We start from the raw sequence: 15463 nt of genomic DNA, 5'->3' as shown, positions 1-15463 counted from the left end.
CCGGGGCGTCGGTGCGGGGGGAACGGGTCAGACGACGCGCGGGTCGGACTCCTGGGTGTCGTCCTCGGGGATGTGGACGTCCTGGACGGTCACGTTGATCTCGGCGACCTCCATGCCGGCGATGTGCTGGATGGCGTCGGCGACGGCGGAGCGCACGTCCTCGGCGACCTTCTGCAGCGGCGCGGGGTACTCGGCGACGATGGTGATGTCGGCGGCGACCTGGCGCTCGCCGACCTCGACCTTGACGCCCTGGCCGCGGTCGTCGTTGCCGATCGCGCTGCGGATGGCGCCGATCGCTCGGGCCGCTCCTCCGCCGAGGGCGTGGACGCCCGGGACCTCGCGCGCGGCGATGCCGGCGACCTTGGCGATGACGCCGTCCTCGATCACGGTGCGTCCGGATCCGGTGCTGGTCTGACGGGTGGTGGTCGCGGTGGTCTCGGCCATGGTCTCCTCTTTCGCTCGGGGCCCGATCGCTCGATCAGGCGGGGTATGCAGGTAGGACGCTCCGTCGACGTCGAACGTCACGGTCGGATCCGGCCCGCCCAGGCAACTGCCAGAGAGGAGGGCCGGGCCGGGCCGGTCCTCTCAGGAACGCGGTCGACGCCCGTCGATTCGCCCTCGGCCCGGTGCTGTGGTGGCATGGAGCCGTGACCGACGCGACCGCCCCGCAGGCGCCCCTCCCCGATCGGACGGCCGCGCGCATGCGCCCGCGCGCCCTGCTCGTCCTGGCCCTGATCGGCGCGGTCGGCGGGACCCTGTCGGGCGCGTTCGGCGTCGGCGGCGGGATCGTGATGGTGCCGATGCTGATCGCGTGGGCCGGGATGGACCAGCGCCGCGCCTCCGCCACCTCGCTGCTCGCGATCGCTCCGACCTCGGTCGCTGGAGCGTTCGGCTACGCCCTCGCCGGCCAGGTCGCCTGGGTCCCGGCGGCGGTGATCGCGGCTGCGGCGATGCTCGGGGCGGTGGCCGGATCCTGGCTGCTCGCGCGGCTGCCTCTGGGGGTGCTGCGCTGGATGTTCGTGGCGCTGCTCGTGGCCGCGGCGGTGCGGATGGCCGTGTTCGGCTCGAACGACACCGGCGACGTCGCCGAGGGCTGGGGCGTGTGGCCCGGATTCGCGGGGCTCGGCATCGGGATGGGCGTCGCCTCCGGCCTCTTCGGCATCGGCGGCGGAGCGATCGCCGTGCCGGTCCTGGTCGGCGCCTTCGGGCTCGCGGACCTCCTGGCCAAGGGCACCTCGCTCGCCGCGATGATCCCCACGGCGGTCACCGGCTCGATCGCGAACGCCCGGCGCGGCCTGCTCGACGTGCGCGCAGGCCTCGTGGTCGGACTCACCGCCACGGCGTTCTCCTTCGCCGGAGTGGCGCTCTCCTTCCTCCTGCCGGCGCGCGTGTCCGGGATCCTCTTCGCGGTCCTCCTCCTGCTCGCGGCGGTGCAGCTCGCCCTCCGCGGGCGGCGCCGCTGAGCCCTGCACGACGCGGACCCCCGCCGTCAACGCCCTGTCCGATCCGTCGCAGACGCTCGTAGCGTCGTCGCGATCGGGCGCGGGCCCGGAGGGGCGGGAGCACGATGGACCAGCAGCAGCAGCGCGATCGGCAGCACCGGCAGCAGCGGCGAGGGGGCGGCGCGAGCCTGCACCGGGACGTCGCACCCGGAGTGCACCGGCTCGAGCACGCCTGGACGAACCTCTACCTGATCGAGGAGGCGGGTCGGATGACCGTCGTCGACGCCGGGCTCCCAAGGACGTGGCCGCACCTGATCCGCGCGCTGGAGGTGCTCGGCCGCTCGCTCGGCGACATCGACGCCCTCGTGCTGACCCACGCGCACTTCGACCACCTCGGCGTCGCCCGCAGCCTCGTCCGGCGGGGCGTCCCCGTGCACCTGCACGCGTCCGACGAGCCGCTCGCCGCGCAGCCCTACTCCTACCGCCGCCAGCGCACCCCGTTCGTGTACCCGCTGCTGCACCCCTCCGCGATCCCGGTGCTCGGAGCGATGGCCCGTGCCGGGGCGCTCGCGGTGCCGCCCGTGCACGGGACGCTGCCGCTGACCGCCGGAGAGGTGCTCGACGTGCCCGGGTCGCCCCGCGTGCTCGCGACTCCGGGGCACACCGACGGGCACGTCTCGCTGCACCTTTCCGAGCGCGACGCGGTGATCGGCGGAGACGCCCTGGTCACGCTCGACCCCTACTCCGCGCGCACCGGCCCGCACCTGGTCGCGCGCGCCGCCACCGCCGACACGGCGCTGTCCCTCGACTCGCTGCGGGTCCTCGCCGGGACCGGGGCGCGGACCCTCCTCCCCGGCCACGGCGCGCCCTGGCGCCTGGGCGTCGCGGCGGCGGCCGAGCTCGCGGCGCGGACGCCGATCGCCTAGGGCGCGCCGCCGCAGGCCGCTCGGACGCCGGTGGCCTGCCTCTCCGAACGACCCCGCCCCGCAGCCGTGGCACCATCGGAGGTGATGTCGATCCCCGGTCCCGCATGAGCGCGGTCAGCTACCAGGCCGCGTCGATCCCCCTCCGCCTGGCCAGCGCCGGCATGGTCGTCGCCCTCCCCGTCCTCGCCGTCGAGCGTCTCGGCGACGTCGCGCTCGGCGGTGCCCTGACCGGAGCGGCGCTCTTCCCCGCCGTGATCGCCGCGCCGCTGGTCGGCACGGTGCTCGACCGGGTCCGCCGCCCCCGCCGGCTCCTGGTCGGCGCCGCGCTCACGACCGCCGTCGCCTTCGCGGTCGCCGCCTTCCTCGGCGAGGTGCCGACGCCGCTCATCGTGGTGCTGCTGCTCCTCGCGGGGCTCGCGACGCCCGTCTACATGGGCGGCATGTCGAGCTTCGTCACGAGCGCCATCCCGGAGCCGCGCCGCGCCTACGCGCAGGACTCGCTCTCGTACACGGTCGCCTCGATCAGCGGGCCGGCCATCGTGGGCCTCGCGGTCGGAGTCGGGGGAGCGCGGACCGCGATGCTCGCCATGGCGGTCCTCGCCCTCATCGGCGTCGTCGGGTCGCTCGGCCTGGCGATGGAGGCCCGTCCGGCGCCGACCGTCGGCGTGCTGCGGACGATCGTCGCGGGCGTCACCCACCTCGTGCGACACCGTCCGATCGCGGTGGTCACCTCGGCGGGCACGCTCAGCCAGGTCGCGGGCGGAGCGGCGGGAGTCGCGGCGATCAGCCTCTCGGTGGAGCGGCTGGGCAGCACCGACGCAGCCGCGTGGATCCTGACCGCCTTCGCCGTGGGCGGCCTGCTCGGCGCCCTCGCCGTGGCGGCCCGCCGCTGGACCCGCCGTCCGCCGGCGTGGACCATGGGCGCCGCCTACATCGCGACCGGCGCCGTCCTCCTGATCGCCGTCCCCGACCTGGGCGTCGTCGTGGCGATCGCCGCCTTCGCGGTCGCGGGCGTCTTCACGGCCCCCTCGAACGCGGCGATGCTGCTGCTGCGCGACCAGGAGAGCCCCGCCGCCGTCCGCTCGCAGGTGTTCACGATCGGCGCGGGGCTGCGCTCCGCCGCCGCGGCCGTCGGCGCCGTGCTGGCGGGAGCGGCGTCCGGCCTCGGAGCCTCCTGGCTCGTCTCGGGGATCGCCGTGGTCTGGATCGGCTCCGGCCTGCTCCTGCGCCTGTTCCCCGCGCGCGACCGCGACTGACACCGGCCGCGCGCGGAGCGCTCGGCGGGACCGGCACCTCCGCGCGCGGGGATCGCGATCAGGCCGCGACGCCCGCCAGCGTGCCCGTGCTCGGCCCGTTCGGGTCGGTGATCATGCAGTTGATCGTGCGGTCGCCCGTGCCCCAGCTCTCGGCGGTCGGGTAGTAGTAGCTGAAGTCGTACGCCGAGTCCTGGTAGCCGATCCCGGTGAACGACTCGAACGCCGTGACGCAGTCGGTCTCGGCCTGCTCCGTCGCGACGGACTCGCCCGGGTACTCGTCGGCGTCGGCCATCGTCAGGTTCTGGAACACCTCGTAGACGTGCGGGTCGGTGCAGGGCACGGTCGGCACGTCGGTGACCTCGGTCGCCTCCTCGCTGAGCTCGCCGTTCAGGCAGTCGCCCACGCGCAGCTGGAAGACGTCGGTCGTCCCGCCCTCGGTGATCTCCCCGGTCTCGTCGTCGCGGGTCTCGCCTCCCATCAGGCCGTTCAGGCCCGAGCAGCCGGTCAGGCCGAGGGCGAGGGCCGCGCCGGCGGCCAGGACGAGGGCGGTTCTGCGGCGGTTCATGGCGACTCCCGGGATCTGCGGCACGGAGGTGTTCCTGTGACGGCTCCCAGGCTAGGGGTGCAGGGCATCCGTCCCGAGGGGGATGCACCCGATCCGGATCTCCACTTTCCGGAGTAGCGGACGCTCAGCCCGGTCCGGTCGAATGGGGTCATGGCTCAGAAGACGGTCGCAGACCAGCTCATCGCTCAGCTCATCGACGCCGGCGTCTCCCGCATCTACGGGATCGTCGGCGACTCGCTGAATCCGATCGTCGACGCGGTGCGCCGCAGCGGCGGCTCCGAGAAGGGAGGCATCGACTGGATCCACGTGCGCAACGAGGAGGCGGCCGCCTTCGCCGCCGGCGCGGAGGCGCAGCTCACCGGGCGCCTCGCCGTCTGCGCCGGCAGCTGCGGCCCCGGCAACCTGCACCTCATCAACGGCCTCTACGACGCGCACCGCTCCTCCGCCCCGGTGCTCGCCATCGCGAGCCACATCCCCAGCAACGAGATCGGCTCGTCCTACTTCCAGGAGACGCACCCGGACAGGCTCTTCGTCGAGTGCTCGAACTACCGCGAGCTGATCTCGACCGCCGCCCAGGCTCCGCGGGTCGTGAACGCCGCGATGCGCAGCGCGGTGGCGCTCCGCGGAGTCGCCGTGGTCACCCTCCCCGGCGACATCGCCGAGCTGGAGGCGGTCGACGGCTTCCCCGCGTTCGTGCTGCCGTCGACGCCCGTCCTGGTCCCCGCCGACGCCGACGTCCGCGCCCTCGCGGCCGCGATCGACCAGGCGCGGACCGTCGCGATCTTCGCGGGCGCCGGAGTGCAGAACGCGCACGACGAGGTCGTCGCCTTCGCCGAGCTGGTGGGCGCGCCCGTCGGGCACAGCCTGCGCGGCAAGGAGTGGATCCAGTACGACAACCCCTACGACGTCGGCATGACGGGCCTCCTCGGCTACGGAGCGGCGCACGCCGGCATGCACGACGCCGATCTGCTCCTCCTCCTCGGCACCGACTTCCCCTACGAGCAGTTCCTCCCCGACGCCTCGAAGGTGGTGATCGCTCAGGTCGACAGCGACGCCTCGAAGCTCGGTCGCCGCGTCAGCGTCGCGCACCCCGTCCACGGCGACGTGGCGGCGACCCTCACCGCGCTGACCCCGCTCGTGCAGCGGAAGGACCACCGCTTCCTCGACAAGACGCTGAAGAAGCACGAGAAGCTGGTCACCGGAGTCGTCGGGAAGTACACCGAGGTCGGCACGCGCAGCCCGATCCACCCCGAGCTCGTCGCGTCCACGCTCGACGGCCTGCTCTCCGAGGACGCGATCGTCACCGCCGACACCGGCATGGGCAACGTCTGGCAGGCCCGCTACATCACCCCCAACGGGAAGCGGCGCCTGCTCGGCTCGTACATGCACGGCTCGATGGCGAACGCGCTGCCGCAGGCGGTCGGCGCGCAGCTCTCGCACCCGGGGCGCCAGGTCGTCTCGCTGAGCGGCGACGGCGGGCTCTCGATGCTGATGGGCGAGCTGGTCACGGTCGCCGCCTACCGGCTGCCCGTGACGATCGTCGTGTTCAACAACTCCACGCTCGGGCTGGTGAAGGTCGAGATGCTGGTCGACGGCTTCCCGGACTTCGCTGTCGACGTGCCGATGGTCGACTACGCGAAGGTGGCGGAGGCGATCGGCATCCGCGGAATCCGCGTCGAGGACCCGCGCGACGTGGAGGAGGCCCTCCGCTCGGCGCTCGCCGACGGCGGCCCGGTCCTCGTCGACGTGGTGACGGATCCGCTCGCCCTCTCGCTCCCGCCCACGATCACGGGCGCGCAGGTGAAGGGCTTCGCGCTGGCGGTCTCGAAGATCGTGATGAACGGAGGAGCGGGCGAGGCCGTCGCGCTGGCCCGCACCAACATCAAGCACGCTCTCCGATGATCGACGCCCGGGCGCTCGCGAGCGGCACCTGGTTCGTCCGGGGCTCCTCGCTGCCGCTCTGGCGCTCGCGGTCGGGGGTGGCGATCACGTACGCGCCGCTCCCGACCGGCGGGATCGGCGACGTCGTCAGCTGGCGCGGCCGGACGCGCTCGCACTACGTTGTCGGGATCGACACCCCCGACCCGCACGATCCGTCCGGCTTCCGCTGGCGGGGCGTCGAGCCGCTGACCCTCCTCGCCCGCAGCCGCTGGTCGTTCGTGGCCGCCGACGAGGAGGCGGGCTGGGCGCTCACCCGCTTCGCCCGGACTCCGTTCACGCCCGCCGGCGTCGATGTGTACGTCCGAGAGCCGCACCCGGCCCGCGGCGTCCTCGCGGCGGCGCTCGCCGCCTGCGCCGCCGACCCGCGCACGTCCGCGCTGCGCCCGCGCCTCTTCGAGGTCGCGCCCTGACTCCTGAGCGCGCGCCCTCCCGTGAGGCGTCACGAACGGTCGTCATCCCGCTCGGATGACGACCGTTCGTGACCCCTCGGCGGTCGTCGATGCGGAGCCCGGTCGGCGAGTGCTCGTCGCAGGCGCTCGACGGAGCGCTCGGGGTGGGGGACGAACTCGGCGCCGACGATGCGGACGACGCGGACCCCAATCGAGGCGAGGTCGTCGTAGCGGCCGAGGTCGCGCGCGAAGCGCCGGTTGCTGGTGCGGTGATCGTCGCCCTCGTACTCCCACGCGACCCGCTCCGCGGGGTACCAGCCGTCCGGACGCCCGATGAAGACCCCGTCGGAGTCGAACAGCGGCTCCTGCAGCACCGGCTCCGGGAGGCCCGCCCGCACCGAGGCGAGCCGGAACCGCGACTCCTGCCGCGACTCCGCCCCGTCGCGCACCAGAGCGAGCGCCGCGCGGAGCCGCACCGAGCCCCGACCGCGGAAGGCCGACACGCGCTCCCGCAGGTCGGGCAGCGGCACCCACGGCCGTCGATCCGCCGGATCGCCGACGACCGGCGTGCGCACCAGCGCGTCGCCCACCGCGACGAGGTCGTCCGGCTCGAGGAGCGCGGAGAGATGGCAGAAGAGCGAGGCCGGATCGGTGAGGGGCAGTCCGCGGCGCAGGACGCGGCGGACGTCGGGATCGGCGAGGGCGTGGCCGACGACGTTCCGGTGCCGGGGAGCGCGTCCCGGCCGACGGACGCTGACGTGCACCGGCTCGTCCGCAGCGGCGGGCGGGAGGTCGAGCGGCCAGAGCCGCGCCGCCGTCAGGTGGCTCAGGAGCGCCTCCGGACCGACCAGCGCGAGGAGCGCCTCCGCGCGCGGGCGCAGGTCGGGGTCGGGGTCGGCGGTGCGGACCCCGTGGAAGGGCCGGTGGAGGTCGGAGCTGCGGAGCCGCCCGCGGCTCAGTCCGCTCGCGCGAGCGTCAGCGACGGTGAAGGCGCGGCCGCGGAGTCCGATCGGAAGGGGCGAGGGATCGTGCATCCGGCCACTGTCCCGCCTCCCGATCCTCGTGAACCGGTTCTCCACAGGTCGGATCCTGCGCCCTTCCCGCTCGACCGCGTCCAGGCGTCACGAACGGCCGTCAACATGCCCGGATGACGACCGTTCGTGACGCCTCGGCGGGCCCCTGAAGCCCGCCGGGCGCGTCACTCGCCGAGCGTGATCGCCTGCGCCTCGACGAGCTCGGGCTCGGGCTCGTGGGCGTCGGCGCGGGCCAGGGTGCGGCGTCCGAGCAGCACGATCAGCGCGGCGACGGCGACGGCTCCGGCCGCGGCGTACATCGGGAAGGCCGGCGAGATCGCGGCGGCCAGGGCGGACGCGGCGGGCGGGGCGATCGCGCCGCCGAGGAAGCGGACGCCGGAGTAGGCGGACGAGGCGACGGAGCGGGGCAGGTCGGTCGCCTCCATCACGCACTCGGTGAGCACCGTGTTGACGACTCCGAGCAGCAGGCCGCCGACGATGATGCAGACGATCAGGCCGACGCGCGACGAGATCACGAGGCCGCCGGCGATCAGGTCCAGCGCGAGCAGCAGCAGCACCGAGCGCAGCACGACGGTGCGCGGGAGGCGCCGGGTGAGCAGCGGAGCGACGAACACGGAGGTGATCGCCACGCCCAGGCCCCAGCCGAAGAACGTGAAGCCGAGGCCCATCTCGTCCAGCCCGAGCGGGTAGGGCGTGTAGGCGAGCAGCACGAAGAAGCCGATGTTGTAGAACAGGGCGGCGCCCGCCAGCGTGCGGATGGCCGGGACCTTGAGGGCCGCGAAGGGCGCCGAGAGCGGAGTCGGAGCGGGCTTGGGGCCGTCCTCCCGCAGGAGCGTCGCGATGGCGATGAAGCCGACGGCCATCAGCACGGCGGTGCCGAAGAACGGACCGCGCCACGAGACGCTGCCGAGGAGCCCGCCGAGCAGCGGGCCGATGGCGATGCCGACGCCCAGCGCGGCCTCGTAGAGCACGATCGCCGCGGAGGAGCCTCCGCTCGCCGCGCCGACGATGGTCGACAGTGCGGTCGAGATGAACAGCGCGTTGCCGAAGCCCCAGCCCGCGCGGAAGCCGATGACGCCCTCGACGCTGCCCGCCGTGCCGGCGAGCGCGGCGAACACCACGATCAGCACCAGGCCGATCATGAGGGTCTTCTTGGCGCCGATGCGGCTGGAGAGCCAGCTGGTGAAGAACATCACGACGCCGGTGATGACGAGGTAGCTCGTGAAGAGCAGCGAGGTCTCGGTCGGAGTCGCCTGCAGGCTCTCGGCGATGGCCGGGAGGATCGGGTCGACCAGGCCGATCCCCATGAAGGCGATCACCGCGGCGAAGGCGACGGCCCAGACGGCCAGCGGCTGCTTCAGGATCGAGCCCTGGGCGGGCGAATGGGGGGAGGTGGTCACGGCGTGGAGCCTTTCTCGGGGGAGGAGGGGACGGGGGTGCCGGCGATGCGGGCGACGCGGGCCTCGACGAGGGTCGCGGCGCGCTCGAGGGCGAGGCGGTCGTCCTCGTCGAGGTCCTCGAACAGCGGGGCCAGGGCGGCTTCGAGGCGGAGCCGGTGCTCGGCGAGGGCGTCGAAGCCGGCGGGAGTGCCCTCGATCAGCCAGGCGCGGCCGTCGCCGGCGTCGTGGACGCGGCGGATCCAGCCGGCCTCGTCGAGCCGGGCGATGATGCCGGTCATCGTCGGCTGGGTGACGCGGACCCGCTCGGCGAGCTCGCCGAGGCGGGAGGGGGAGGCGGTGCGCAGCTCGGCGAGCGTCGACCAGACGGCTCCGGACTGCGCGCCGAGCCCGGTCGCGCCGCTCGCCCGCCCCGCGAACCGCGTGAGGGCGGTGGCGGCGGAGGCGAGACGCACGGGGGCACTGGGATCGGGCACGAGAAACAATATAGCACGCCTATGTAGTTCGGTGGAGGGCGCTTCGAGTCCACCCTCCATCGGGCGCACTCACTGACGTTCTCCTCCGATTCTGTGACAGGATCGTCCGTATTCGCGCGTCCACTCCCGCGATCACCGACGGAAAGGGAAGTCATGTCCCCGAGCGAGCACGACGTCGTCGTGATCGGAGCCGGTGCCACCGGACTCACCGCGGCGCTCCGGCTGCAGCAGCACGGCCTCGACGTCGTCGTCGTCGAGGCGCGCGAGCGGGTGGGCGGGCGGCTCGAGACCCGCGTGGTCGACGGGCAGCTCCTCGAGCTCGGCGGCCAGTGGGTCTCGCCGGACCAGACGGCGCTCCTCGAGACCCTCGACGAGCTCGGCCTCGGCACCTACTCCCGCTACCGCGAGGGCGAGAGCGTCTACATCGGCGCCGACGGCTCCGCTCGCCGCTTCACCGGCGACATCTTCCCGGGGAGCGAGCGCACCGAGTCCGAGATCTCCCGCCTGATCGAGGTGCTCGACCGCCTCGTCGCCGAGACCGATCCGGCGGCGCCGTGGACGCACTCGCTCGCCCGCGACTACGACCGCGTCACCTTCGCCGCCTGGTTGGAGCAGCAGAGCGACGACGAGGAGGCGCGGGCCAACATCGCCCTCTTCCTCGCCGACGCCATGCTCACCAAGCCGGCGCACGCCTTCTCCCTCCTCCAGGCGCTCCTCATGGCCGCGAGCGCGGGGAGCTTCAGCAACCTGGTCGACGCCGACTTCATCCTCGACAAGCGCGTGATCGGCGGCCTCCAGCAGGTCCCGGAGCGGCTCGCCGAGCGCCTCGGCGCCGAGCGCGTCCTGCTCGGGTACCCGGTCCGCTCCGTCCGCTACGGCGACGGCGGGGTCGAGGTGCGCGCCGACGGCGTCGTCCTCCGCGCCCGCCGTGCGATCGTCGCCGTGCCGCCGAACCTCGTCGGCCGCATCTCGTTCGACCCGCCGCTCCCGCGCCTGCGGCAGCAGGCCCTGCAGCACCAGTCGCTCGGCCTCGTGATCAAGGTGCACGCCACGTACGCCACGCCCTTCTGGCGCGCCGACGGCCTCTCCGGCACCGCGTTCAGCCCGCACTCGCTCGTGCACGAGGCCTACGACAACTCGAACCACGGGGAGGAGCGCGGCACCCTGGTCGGCTTCGTCTCGGACGAGAAGGCCGACCGCGTGCTCGCGCTCGACGAGGCGGTGCGGAAGGCCGCGATCCTCGACTCGCTCGCCGCCTACTTCGGCGCGGCCGCGCTCGATCCGGTCGTCTACTACGAGAGCGACTGGGCGTCCGAGGAGTGGACGCAGGGCGCGTACGCCGCGAGCTTCGACCTGGGCGGGCTGACCCGGTACGGCGCGCTGCAGCTGGAGCCGGTGGGTCCGCTCCGCTTCGGCACGAGCGACCTCGCCGCCGAGGGCTACCAGCACGTCGACGGCGCCATCCGCGTCGGCAGGCGCCTGGCACAGGAGATCATCGACGAGGACGGCGCGACCGCACCGGCCCCCCAGCGCGAAGGAGCACAGCCCGCATGAGCACCCACTACGCCGTGATCGACCCGGCCACGGGGGAGACCCTCCGCGAGTACCCGACCCTCGGCGACGCCGAGCTGACCGCGGCGATCGGCTCGGCGCAGGACGCTTACTCCTCGTGGTCGCGGACCGTGCCCGTCGCGACCCGCGCGGCGCTGATCGCCCGGGTGGCAGAGCTGCACGTCGAGCGCGCCGACGAGCTCGCGGCGATCATCGTCCGCGAGATGGGCAAGCCGCTCGACCAGGCGCAGGGCGAGGTCGGCTTCGCCGCCGACATCTACCGCTACTACGCCGAGAACGGCGAGGCCTTCCTGGCCGACGAGCCGATCGAGCTCGCCGAGGGCACCGGCTCCGCGCTGATCCGCCGTGCCGGGCTGGGCGTGCTGCTGGGCATCATGCCGTGGAACTTCCCCTACTACCAGGTGGCCCGCTTCGCCGGCCCGAACGTGGTCGCGGGCAACACGATCCTGCTCAAGCACGCGCCGCAGTGCCCGGAGTCGGCCGCCGCCATCGCCGACATGTTCCGCACCGCGGCCGAGGAGCTGGGTGCGCCCGCCGGCGTCTACGTGAACCTCTACGCCACGAACGAGCAGGCCGCGACCGTCATCGCCGACCCCCGGGTCCAGGGCGTCTCCGTCACCGGTTCCGAGCGGGCCGGCGCGGCCGTCGCGGAGCTCGCGGGCCGGCACCTGAAGAAGGTCGTGCTCGAGCTCGGCGGCTCCGACCCGTTCGTGCTCCTGTCGACCGACGACCTCGACAAGGCGGTCGAGGACGCGGTCGCCGCACGCCTGGACAACAACGGCCAGTCCTGCAACGCCGCGAAGCGCTTCATCGTGATCGACGAGCTGTACGAGGCGTTCGCCGAGAAGTTCACGGAGGCGTTCACCCGCGCCCAGCCGGCCGACCCGTTCGCGGAGGGCACCCTCCTCGGCCCGCTCTCCTCCTCCGCCGCGACGGAGCGACTCGAGGCGCAGCTGGCGGCCGCGCGCGAGCAGGGGGCCACCGTCCGCGCCAGCGGCGAGGTGACCGGCAACTTCTTCCCGCCCGCCGTGCTCGAGGGCGTCACGCCCGAGATGGACGCCTACCGCGAGGAGTTCTTCGGCCCCGTCGCCGCGCTCTACCGCGTCCGCGACGAGGACGAGGCGATCGCCCTCGCGAACGACACCCCCTACGGCCTCGGCTCCTACCTCTACACGACCGACCAGGAGCAGGCGCTGCGCCTGGCGGACCGGATCGACGCGGGGATGGTCTGGATCAACCTCGTCCTCGGCGACGCGGCCGAGCTGCCCTTCGGCGGCGTGAAGCGCTCGGGCACCGGCCGCGAGATGGGCCGCCCCGCCCTCGAGGAGTTCGTGAACAAGAAGCTCATCCGCATCGCGTGAGACGGGCGCGGGCCGGGCCCCGGAGTCGATCCGGAGCCCGGCCCGCAGCCGCTCGGCCTGCGCCCGCTCACTTCTTCGTCAGCGACGACTCCTTGTGCGCGGCCTTCGCGTCGGTCTTGTCGCTCTGCACGATCCAGTAGGGCTCGTCGTCCGAGGCGTTGAACTTCTGCCCCTCGAACTGGAACTCCTTCGTCTTCTTCTCGACCAGCTCGCCGTGGGTCTCGCCCTGCGAGGTGTTCCAGCTGATCTTGTCGCCCTTCTTCACGAGGCGGCTCCTCTCTCTCGGTCGCGCCGGAGCGCGGTGGTCCCCTCGCGCGGAAGCGCGATGGTGGTGGTGACGTCGACGATCGCCGGAGCGGCGGGCGCCGACGAGAAGCCGAACCGCACGGGCGGCGAGAGCGGGCGCAGCGGGCCGAGGTCCTCCTCCGCCAGCACCGCGTGGACGCCCTCGACGCGGCGGATCGCCCGCACGCCGTAGTACTCGCGGCGTCCGTGCCCGGCCGACCCGGCCGTGCTCACTCCGCGGACGAGCAGGGAGGCGACCGGCGAGATCGCGGTCAGCCATGCCGGGTGCTCGGCGAGCGGTCGCGGAACGATCCGCAGCAGCCGGCCGAGCGCAGTGAGACCGCCGAGCTCCAGTCGCACCGCGAGCGGTCCGGCCGAGACGGACAGGCCGCCCGCGATCCTCCGCCACGACACCGGCGCGATCCGCACCTCGTCGAACGCGTACGTCGACCCGATGAAGTCCGCGACCTCGCGGGTCGGTGCGATCAGGAGGCGGTGGCCGTCGCCGTCCTCGACCATCGCGTCGGCGAACGGGCCGAAGGGGGTGTCCTCCCAGAGGCCCAGCACGATCCTCGTGCCCGAGGACGTGCCGAACCCCGCGATGCGCCCGCCGAAGCGGAGGAGCCGCGGGGTCCGGCCGGTCATCAGGAGGCCGAGCGCAGCAGCGTGAACGAGCCGTCGCGCACGATCAGCGTGGTGACCTCGCCCTCGACGACCTGCTCCGGGTCGCTCGAGGCGGCCAGCGTCCACTCGGCGCCGGGCGCCTCGGGAACGGTGAACTCGACGCCGTTCTCCGCCGCGTTCAGCAGCAGGGCGAAGCTCGCGCTGCCCTCGTGCTCGAACACGAAGGTGATCGAGCGGGCGTCGGGGTTGTCCCAGTCCTCGTCGGCGAAGCCCTGCGCGTCGGAGCGGAGGATGTCGACCGTGTCGGGGCCGCCGTCGCCGGGGGCGCGGCGGAACCACTTCGGGCGCAGCGCCGGCTCCGCGGCGCGGAGGGCGATCAGCTCGCGGGTGAAGGCGAGCAGCTCGCGGTCCGCGTTCTCCCAGTCGAACCACGAGATCTCGTCGTCCTGGCAGTAGGCGTTGTTGTTGCCGCCCTGCGTGCGGGCGATCTCGTCGCCGCCCAGGATCATCGGCACGCCGGCCGAGAGCAGCAGCGTCGCGAGGAAGTTGCGGCGCATGCGGTCGCGGCGCTCGTTGACCGCCTCGTTCTCGGTCGGGCCCTCGGCGCCGTTGTTGGAGGAGCGGTTGTCGCTCTCGCCGTCGTTGTTGTCCTCGCCGTTGGCCGCGTTGTGCTTGCGCGAGTACGCGGTGAGGTCGGCGAGGGTGAAGCCGTCGTGCGCGGTGACGAAGTTGATGCTGGAGACCGGCGAGCGGCGGTCGGCCTCGTACACATCGGGGGAGCCGAGGACGCGCTGCGCGGTCGTGCCGAGCACCGAGTCGGCGCCGTTCCAGAAGTCGCGCACGTCGTCGCGGAACTTCCCGTTCCACTCCGACCAGTCCGCGGGGAAGCCGCCGACCTGGTAGCCGGCGGTGTCCCACGGCTCGGCGATCATCTTGACGGGCGCGAGCACCGGGTCCTGCGCGATCAGGTCGAGGAAGGCGCTGTGCACCTCGGCCTCACCGGTCTGGCGGGTGAGGGTGGTGGCGAGGTCGAAGCGGAAGCCGTCGATGTGCATCTCGGTCACCCAGTAGCGCAGCGAGTCCATGATCAGGCCGAGCGCGGCCGGGTGCGCGACGTTGAGGCTGTTGCCGGTGCCGGTGGTGTCGAAGTAGTTCGCGCGGTCCTCCTCCACCAGGCGGTAGTAGGAGCCGTTGTCGATGCCCTTGAACGAGAGGGTGGGGCCCTTGTCGTTGCCCTCGGCGGTGTGGTTGTAGACCACGTCGAGGATGACCTCGAGGCCGGCCTCGTGGAACGCCTTGACCATGGCCTTGAACTCGTCGACCTGCGAGCCGTCGTCGCCGGCGTGCGAGTACTCGTTGTGCGGCGCGAAGAAGCCGAGGGAGTTGTAGCCCCAGTAGTTGCGCAGGCCCTTCTCCTCGAGGTGCGAGTCCTGCACGAACTGGTGCACGGGGAGCAGCTCGACCGAGGTCACGCCCAGGTCGGTGAAGTGCTTGATCGCGGCGGGGTGAGCGAGGCCGCGGTAGGTGCCGCGGATGTCCTCGGGCACGTCGGGGTGCAGCTTCGTGAAGCCCTTCACGTGCACCTCGTAGACGACGGTCTCCTCGAGCGGGATGCGCGGCGCGGTGTCGCCGCTCCAGTCGAAGGAGTCGGGGTCGGTGACGACGCAGCGGGGGACCGCGTGCGCGGAGTCGGCGTCGTTGCGGGTGTCGGCGTCCTCGTAGAACTGGCCGAAGACGTCCTCGGACCAGGTGTACGAGCCCTCGATCGCGGTGGCGTGCGGGTCGAGGAGGAGCTTGGCGGCGTTGTGGCGGAGGCCGTTGGCGGGGTCCCAGGGGCCGTCGACGCGCAGCCCGTAGCGGGTGCCGATGCCCATCTCGGGGACGAGGCCGTGGAAGACGTGGCCGGTCCGCTCGGTGAGGGCGACGCGGGTCTCTGCTCCGGACTCGTCGAAGAGGCAGACCTCGACGCTGTCCGCGGTCTCGGAGTAGACGGCGACGTCGGCGCCGGCGTCGCCGCGGAGGGAGACGCCGAGGGGATACGGGAAGGAACGGGGGGATGCGGGCATGCGTCCATCCTGACCGGGCGGCTCCGGGAGCTTCGCGCCCTTGTCGCCGCGCCCGCCTCCCGCTAATCTTCCAGGCCCTCCCTTCGACACGGCGCCCTCCGCGGGCATATAGTCAGCTGGCTTACTAAA

General features: G+C 73.1%; 15 protein-coding genes. 7 read left to right on the top strand and 8 right to left on the bottom strand.

Going from position 1 to position 15463, the window contains the following annotated elements; genetic code table 11:
• Nucleotides 1-27 precede the first annotated feature (27 nt).
• Nucleotides 28-444 carry an Asp23/Gls24 family envelope stress response protein gene (locus C5C99_RS03625; RefSeq protein ID WP_104225148.1) on the bottom strand — a complete coding sequence of 139 codons (417 nt, stop codon included), beginning with the start codon at nucleotides 442-444 and terminating at the stop codon, nucleotides 28-30.
• A gap of 203 nt (nucleotides 445-647) precedes the next feature.
• Here C5C99_RS03625 and C5C99_RS03620 point away from each other — a divergent pair, with 203 nt between their 5' ends.
• The 3 genes from C5C99_RS03620 to C5C99_RS03610 all read left to right on the top strand — a co-directional run bounded on the left by C5C99_RS03620 (nucleotide 648) and on the right by C5C99_RS03610 (nucleotide 3624).
• Nucleotides 648-1463 (top strand): sulfite exporter TauE/SafE family protein, encoded by an 816-nt coding sequence (locus tag C5C99_RS03620; RefSeq protein ID WP_104233037.1) that lies wholly within the window; start codon nucleotides 648-650, stop codon nucleotides 1461-1463.
• A gap of 104 nt (nucleotides 1464-1567) precedes the next feature.
• On the top strand, nucleotides 1568-2368 hold the full coding sequence (locus C5C99_RS03615; RefSeq protein WP_104339601.1) for an MBL fold metallo-hydrolase: 801 nt from the start codon (nucleotides 1568-1570) through the stop codon (nucleotides 2366-2368).
• 104 nt (nucleotides 2369-2472) lie between these two features.
• Nucleotides 2473-3624: an MFS transporter gene (locus C5C99_RS03610; protein WP_104262790.1), complete on the top strand. Its 1152-nt coding sequence runs from the start codon at nucleotides 2473-2475 to the stop codon at nucleotides 3622-3624.
• 58 nt (nucleotides 3625-3682) lie between these two features.
• Here C5C99_RS03610 and C5C99_RS03605 read toward each other — a convergent pair whose 3' ends face one another.
• A complete protein-coding gene (locus C5C99_RS03605) occupies nucleotides 3683-4189 on the bottom strand; it encodes a septum formation family protein (RefSeq protein WP_104226088.1) in 507 nt (168 codons plus the stop codon).
• A gap of 150 nt (nucleotides 4190-4339) precedes the next feature.
• Between C5C99_RS03605 and C5C99_RS03600 the strand changes: the two genes are divergently transcribed.
• Nucleotides 4340-6091, top strand: coding sequence for a pyruvate dehydrogenase (locus C5C99_RS03600; RefSeq protein ID WP_104226089.1), 1752 nt, complete (start codon nucleotides 4340-4342; stop codon nucleotides 6089-6091).
• Nucleotides 6088-6540 (top strand): hypothetical protein, encoded by a 453-nt coding sequence (locus C5C99_RS03595; protein ID WP_104225142.1) that lies wholly within the window; start codon nucleotides 6088-6090, stop codon nucleotides 6538-6540. The genes C5C99_RS03600 and C5C99_RS03595 overlap by 4 nt, the downstream gene beginning before the upstream one ends.
• A gap of 29 nt (nucleotides 6541-6569) precedes the next feature.
• On the opposite strand, the gene C5C99_RS03590 is transcribed toward C5C99_RS03595, so the two are convergent.
• The 3 genes from C5C99_RS03590 to C5C99_RS03580 form a co-directional block, all read right to left on the bottom strand.
• A complete protein-coding gene (locus tag C5C99_RS03590; RefSeq protein ID WP_104339600.1) occupies nucleotides 6570-7553 on the bottom strand; it encodes a hypothetical protein in 984 nt (327 codons plus the stop codon).
• A gap of 164 nt (nucleotides 7554-7717) precedes the next feature.
• The gene (locus tag C5C99_RS03585) at nucleotides 7718-8953 is read right to left on the bottom strand and encodes an MFS transporter (RefSeq protein WP_104339599.1); all 1236 of its coding nucleotides are present in this window, start codon (nucleotides 8951-8953) and stop codon (nucleotides 7718-7720) included.
• On the bottom strand, nucleotides 8950-9426 hold the full coding sequence (locus C5C99_RS03580) for a MarR family winged helix-turn-helix transcriptional regulator (RefSeq protein WP_146084654.1): 477 nt from the start codon (nucleotides 9424-9426) through the stop codon (nucleotides 8950-8952). Before C5C99_RS03580 ends, C5C99_RS03585 begins: the two co-directional genes overlap by 4 nt.
• A 153-nt stretch (nucleotides 9427-9579) precedes the next feature.
• Between C5C99_RS03580 and C5C99_RS03575 the strand changes: the two genes are divergently transcribed.
• Together C5C99_RS03575 and C5C99_RS03570 are read left to right on the top strand one after the other, a co-directional pair.
• Nucleotides 9580-10980 (top strand): NAD(P)/FAD-dependent oxidoreductase, encoded by a 1401-nt coding sequence (locus C5C99_RS03575; RefSeq protein ID WP_104339598.1) that lies wholly within the window; start codon nucleotides 9580-9582, stop codon nucleotides 10978-10980.
• Nucleotides 10977-12359, top strand: coding sequence for an NAD-dependent succinate-semialdehyde dehydrogenase (locus tag C5C99_RS03570; protein ID WP_104339597.1), 1383 nt, complete (start codon nucleotides 10977-10979; stop codon nucleotides 12357-12359). The genes C5C99_RS03575 and C5C99_RS03570 overlap by 4 nt, the downstream gene beginning before the upstream one ends.
• 67 nt (nucleotides 12360-12426) lie before the next feature.
• Here C5C99_RS03570 and C5C99_RS03565 read toward each other — a convergent pair whose 3' ends face one another.
• The 3 genes from C5C99_RS03565 to glgX are packed head-to-tail and all read right to left on the bottom strand — an operon-like array spanning nucleotide 12427 to nucleotide 15334.
• Nucleotides 12427-12624, bottom strand: a complete 198-nt coding sequence (locus C5C99_RS03565) for a DUF2945 domain-containing protein (protein ID WP_056866275.1) — start codon at nucleotides 12622-12624, stop codon at nucleotides 12427-12429.
• Complete coding sequence (locus C5C99_RS03560; RefSeq protein ID WP_104308328.1) at nucleotides 12621-13289, bottom strand: hypothetical protein; 669 nt, start codon at nucleotides 13287-13289, stop codon at nucleotides 12621-12623. The genes C5C99_RS03565 and C5C99_RS03560 overlap by 4 nt, the downstream gene beginning before the upstream one ends.
• Nucleotides 13289-15334 (bottom strand): glycogen debranching protein GlgX, encoded by a 2046-nt coding sequence (glgX, locus tag C5C99_RS03555; protein WP_104246955.1) that lies wholly within the window; start codon nucleotides 15332-15334, stop codon nucleotides 13289-13291. The genes C5C99_RS03560 and glgX overlap by 1 nt, the downstream gene beginning before the upstream one ends.
• Nucleotides 15335-15463: the final 129 nt, after the last annotated feature.

Origin of the sequence: Rathayibacter sp. AY1C4 (assembly GCF_002932195.1) — a bacterium.
In the GTDB taxonomy this organism is placed as follows: domain Bacteria; phylum Actinomycetota; class Actinomycetes; order Actinomycetales; family Microbacteriaceae; genus Rathayibacter.
The sequence above is the reverse complement of the archived record's forward strand: the minus strand, read 5'-3'. Positions and strand labels throughout refer to the sequence as shown.

Bases quoted from the DNA above. Each gene is read 5' to 3' on its own strand.
- C5C99_RS03590 (WP_104339600.1), bottom strand. From the start codon at position 7,553: ATGCACGATCCCTCGCCCCTTCCGATCGGACTCCGCGGCCGCGCCTTC.
- C5C99_RS03595 (WP_104225142.1), top strand. From the start codon at position 6,088: ATGATCGACGCCCGGGCGCTCGCGAGCGGCACCTGGTTCGTCCGGGGC.
- C5C99_RS03610 (WP_104262790.1), top strand. From the start codon at position 2,473: ATGAGCGCGGTCAGCTACCAGGCCGCGTCGATCCCCCTCCGCCTGGCC.
- C5C99_RS03560 (WP_104308328.1), bottom strand. From the start codon at position 13,289: ATGACCGGCCGGACCCCGCGGCTCCTCCGCTTCGGCGGGCGCATCGCG.
- C5C99_RS03575 (WP_104339598.1), top strand. From the start codon at position 9,580: ATGTCCCCGAGCGAGCACGACGTCGTCGTGATCGGAGCCGGTGCCACC.
- glgX (WP_104246955.1), bottom strand. From the start codon at position 15,334: ATGCCCGCATCCCCCCGTTCCTTCCCGTATCCCCTCGGCGTCTCCCTC.
- C5C99_RS03615 (WP_104339601.1), top strand. From the start codon at position 1,568: ATGGACCAGCAGCAGCAGCGCGATCGGCAGCACCGGCAGCAGCGGCGA.
- C5C99_RS03605 (WP_104226088.1), bottom strand. From the start codon at position 4,189: ATGAACCGCCGCAGAACCGCCCTCGTCCTGGCCGCCGGCGCGGCCCTC.
- C5C99_RS03625 (WP_104225148.1), bottom strand. From the start codon at position 444: ATGGCCGAGACCACCGCGACCACCACCCGTCAGACCAGCACCGGATCC.
- C5C99_RS03600 (WP_104226089.1), top strand. From the start codon at position 4,340: ATGGCTCAGAAGACGGTCGCAGACCAGCTCATCGCTCAGCTCATCGAC.
- C5C99_RS03570 (WP_104339597.1), top strand. From the start codon at position 10,977: ATGAGCACCCACTACGCCGTGATCGACCCGGCCACGGGGGAGACCCTC.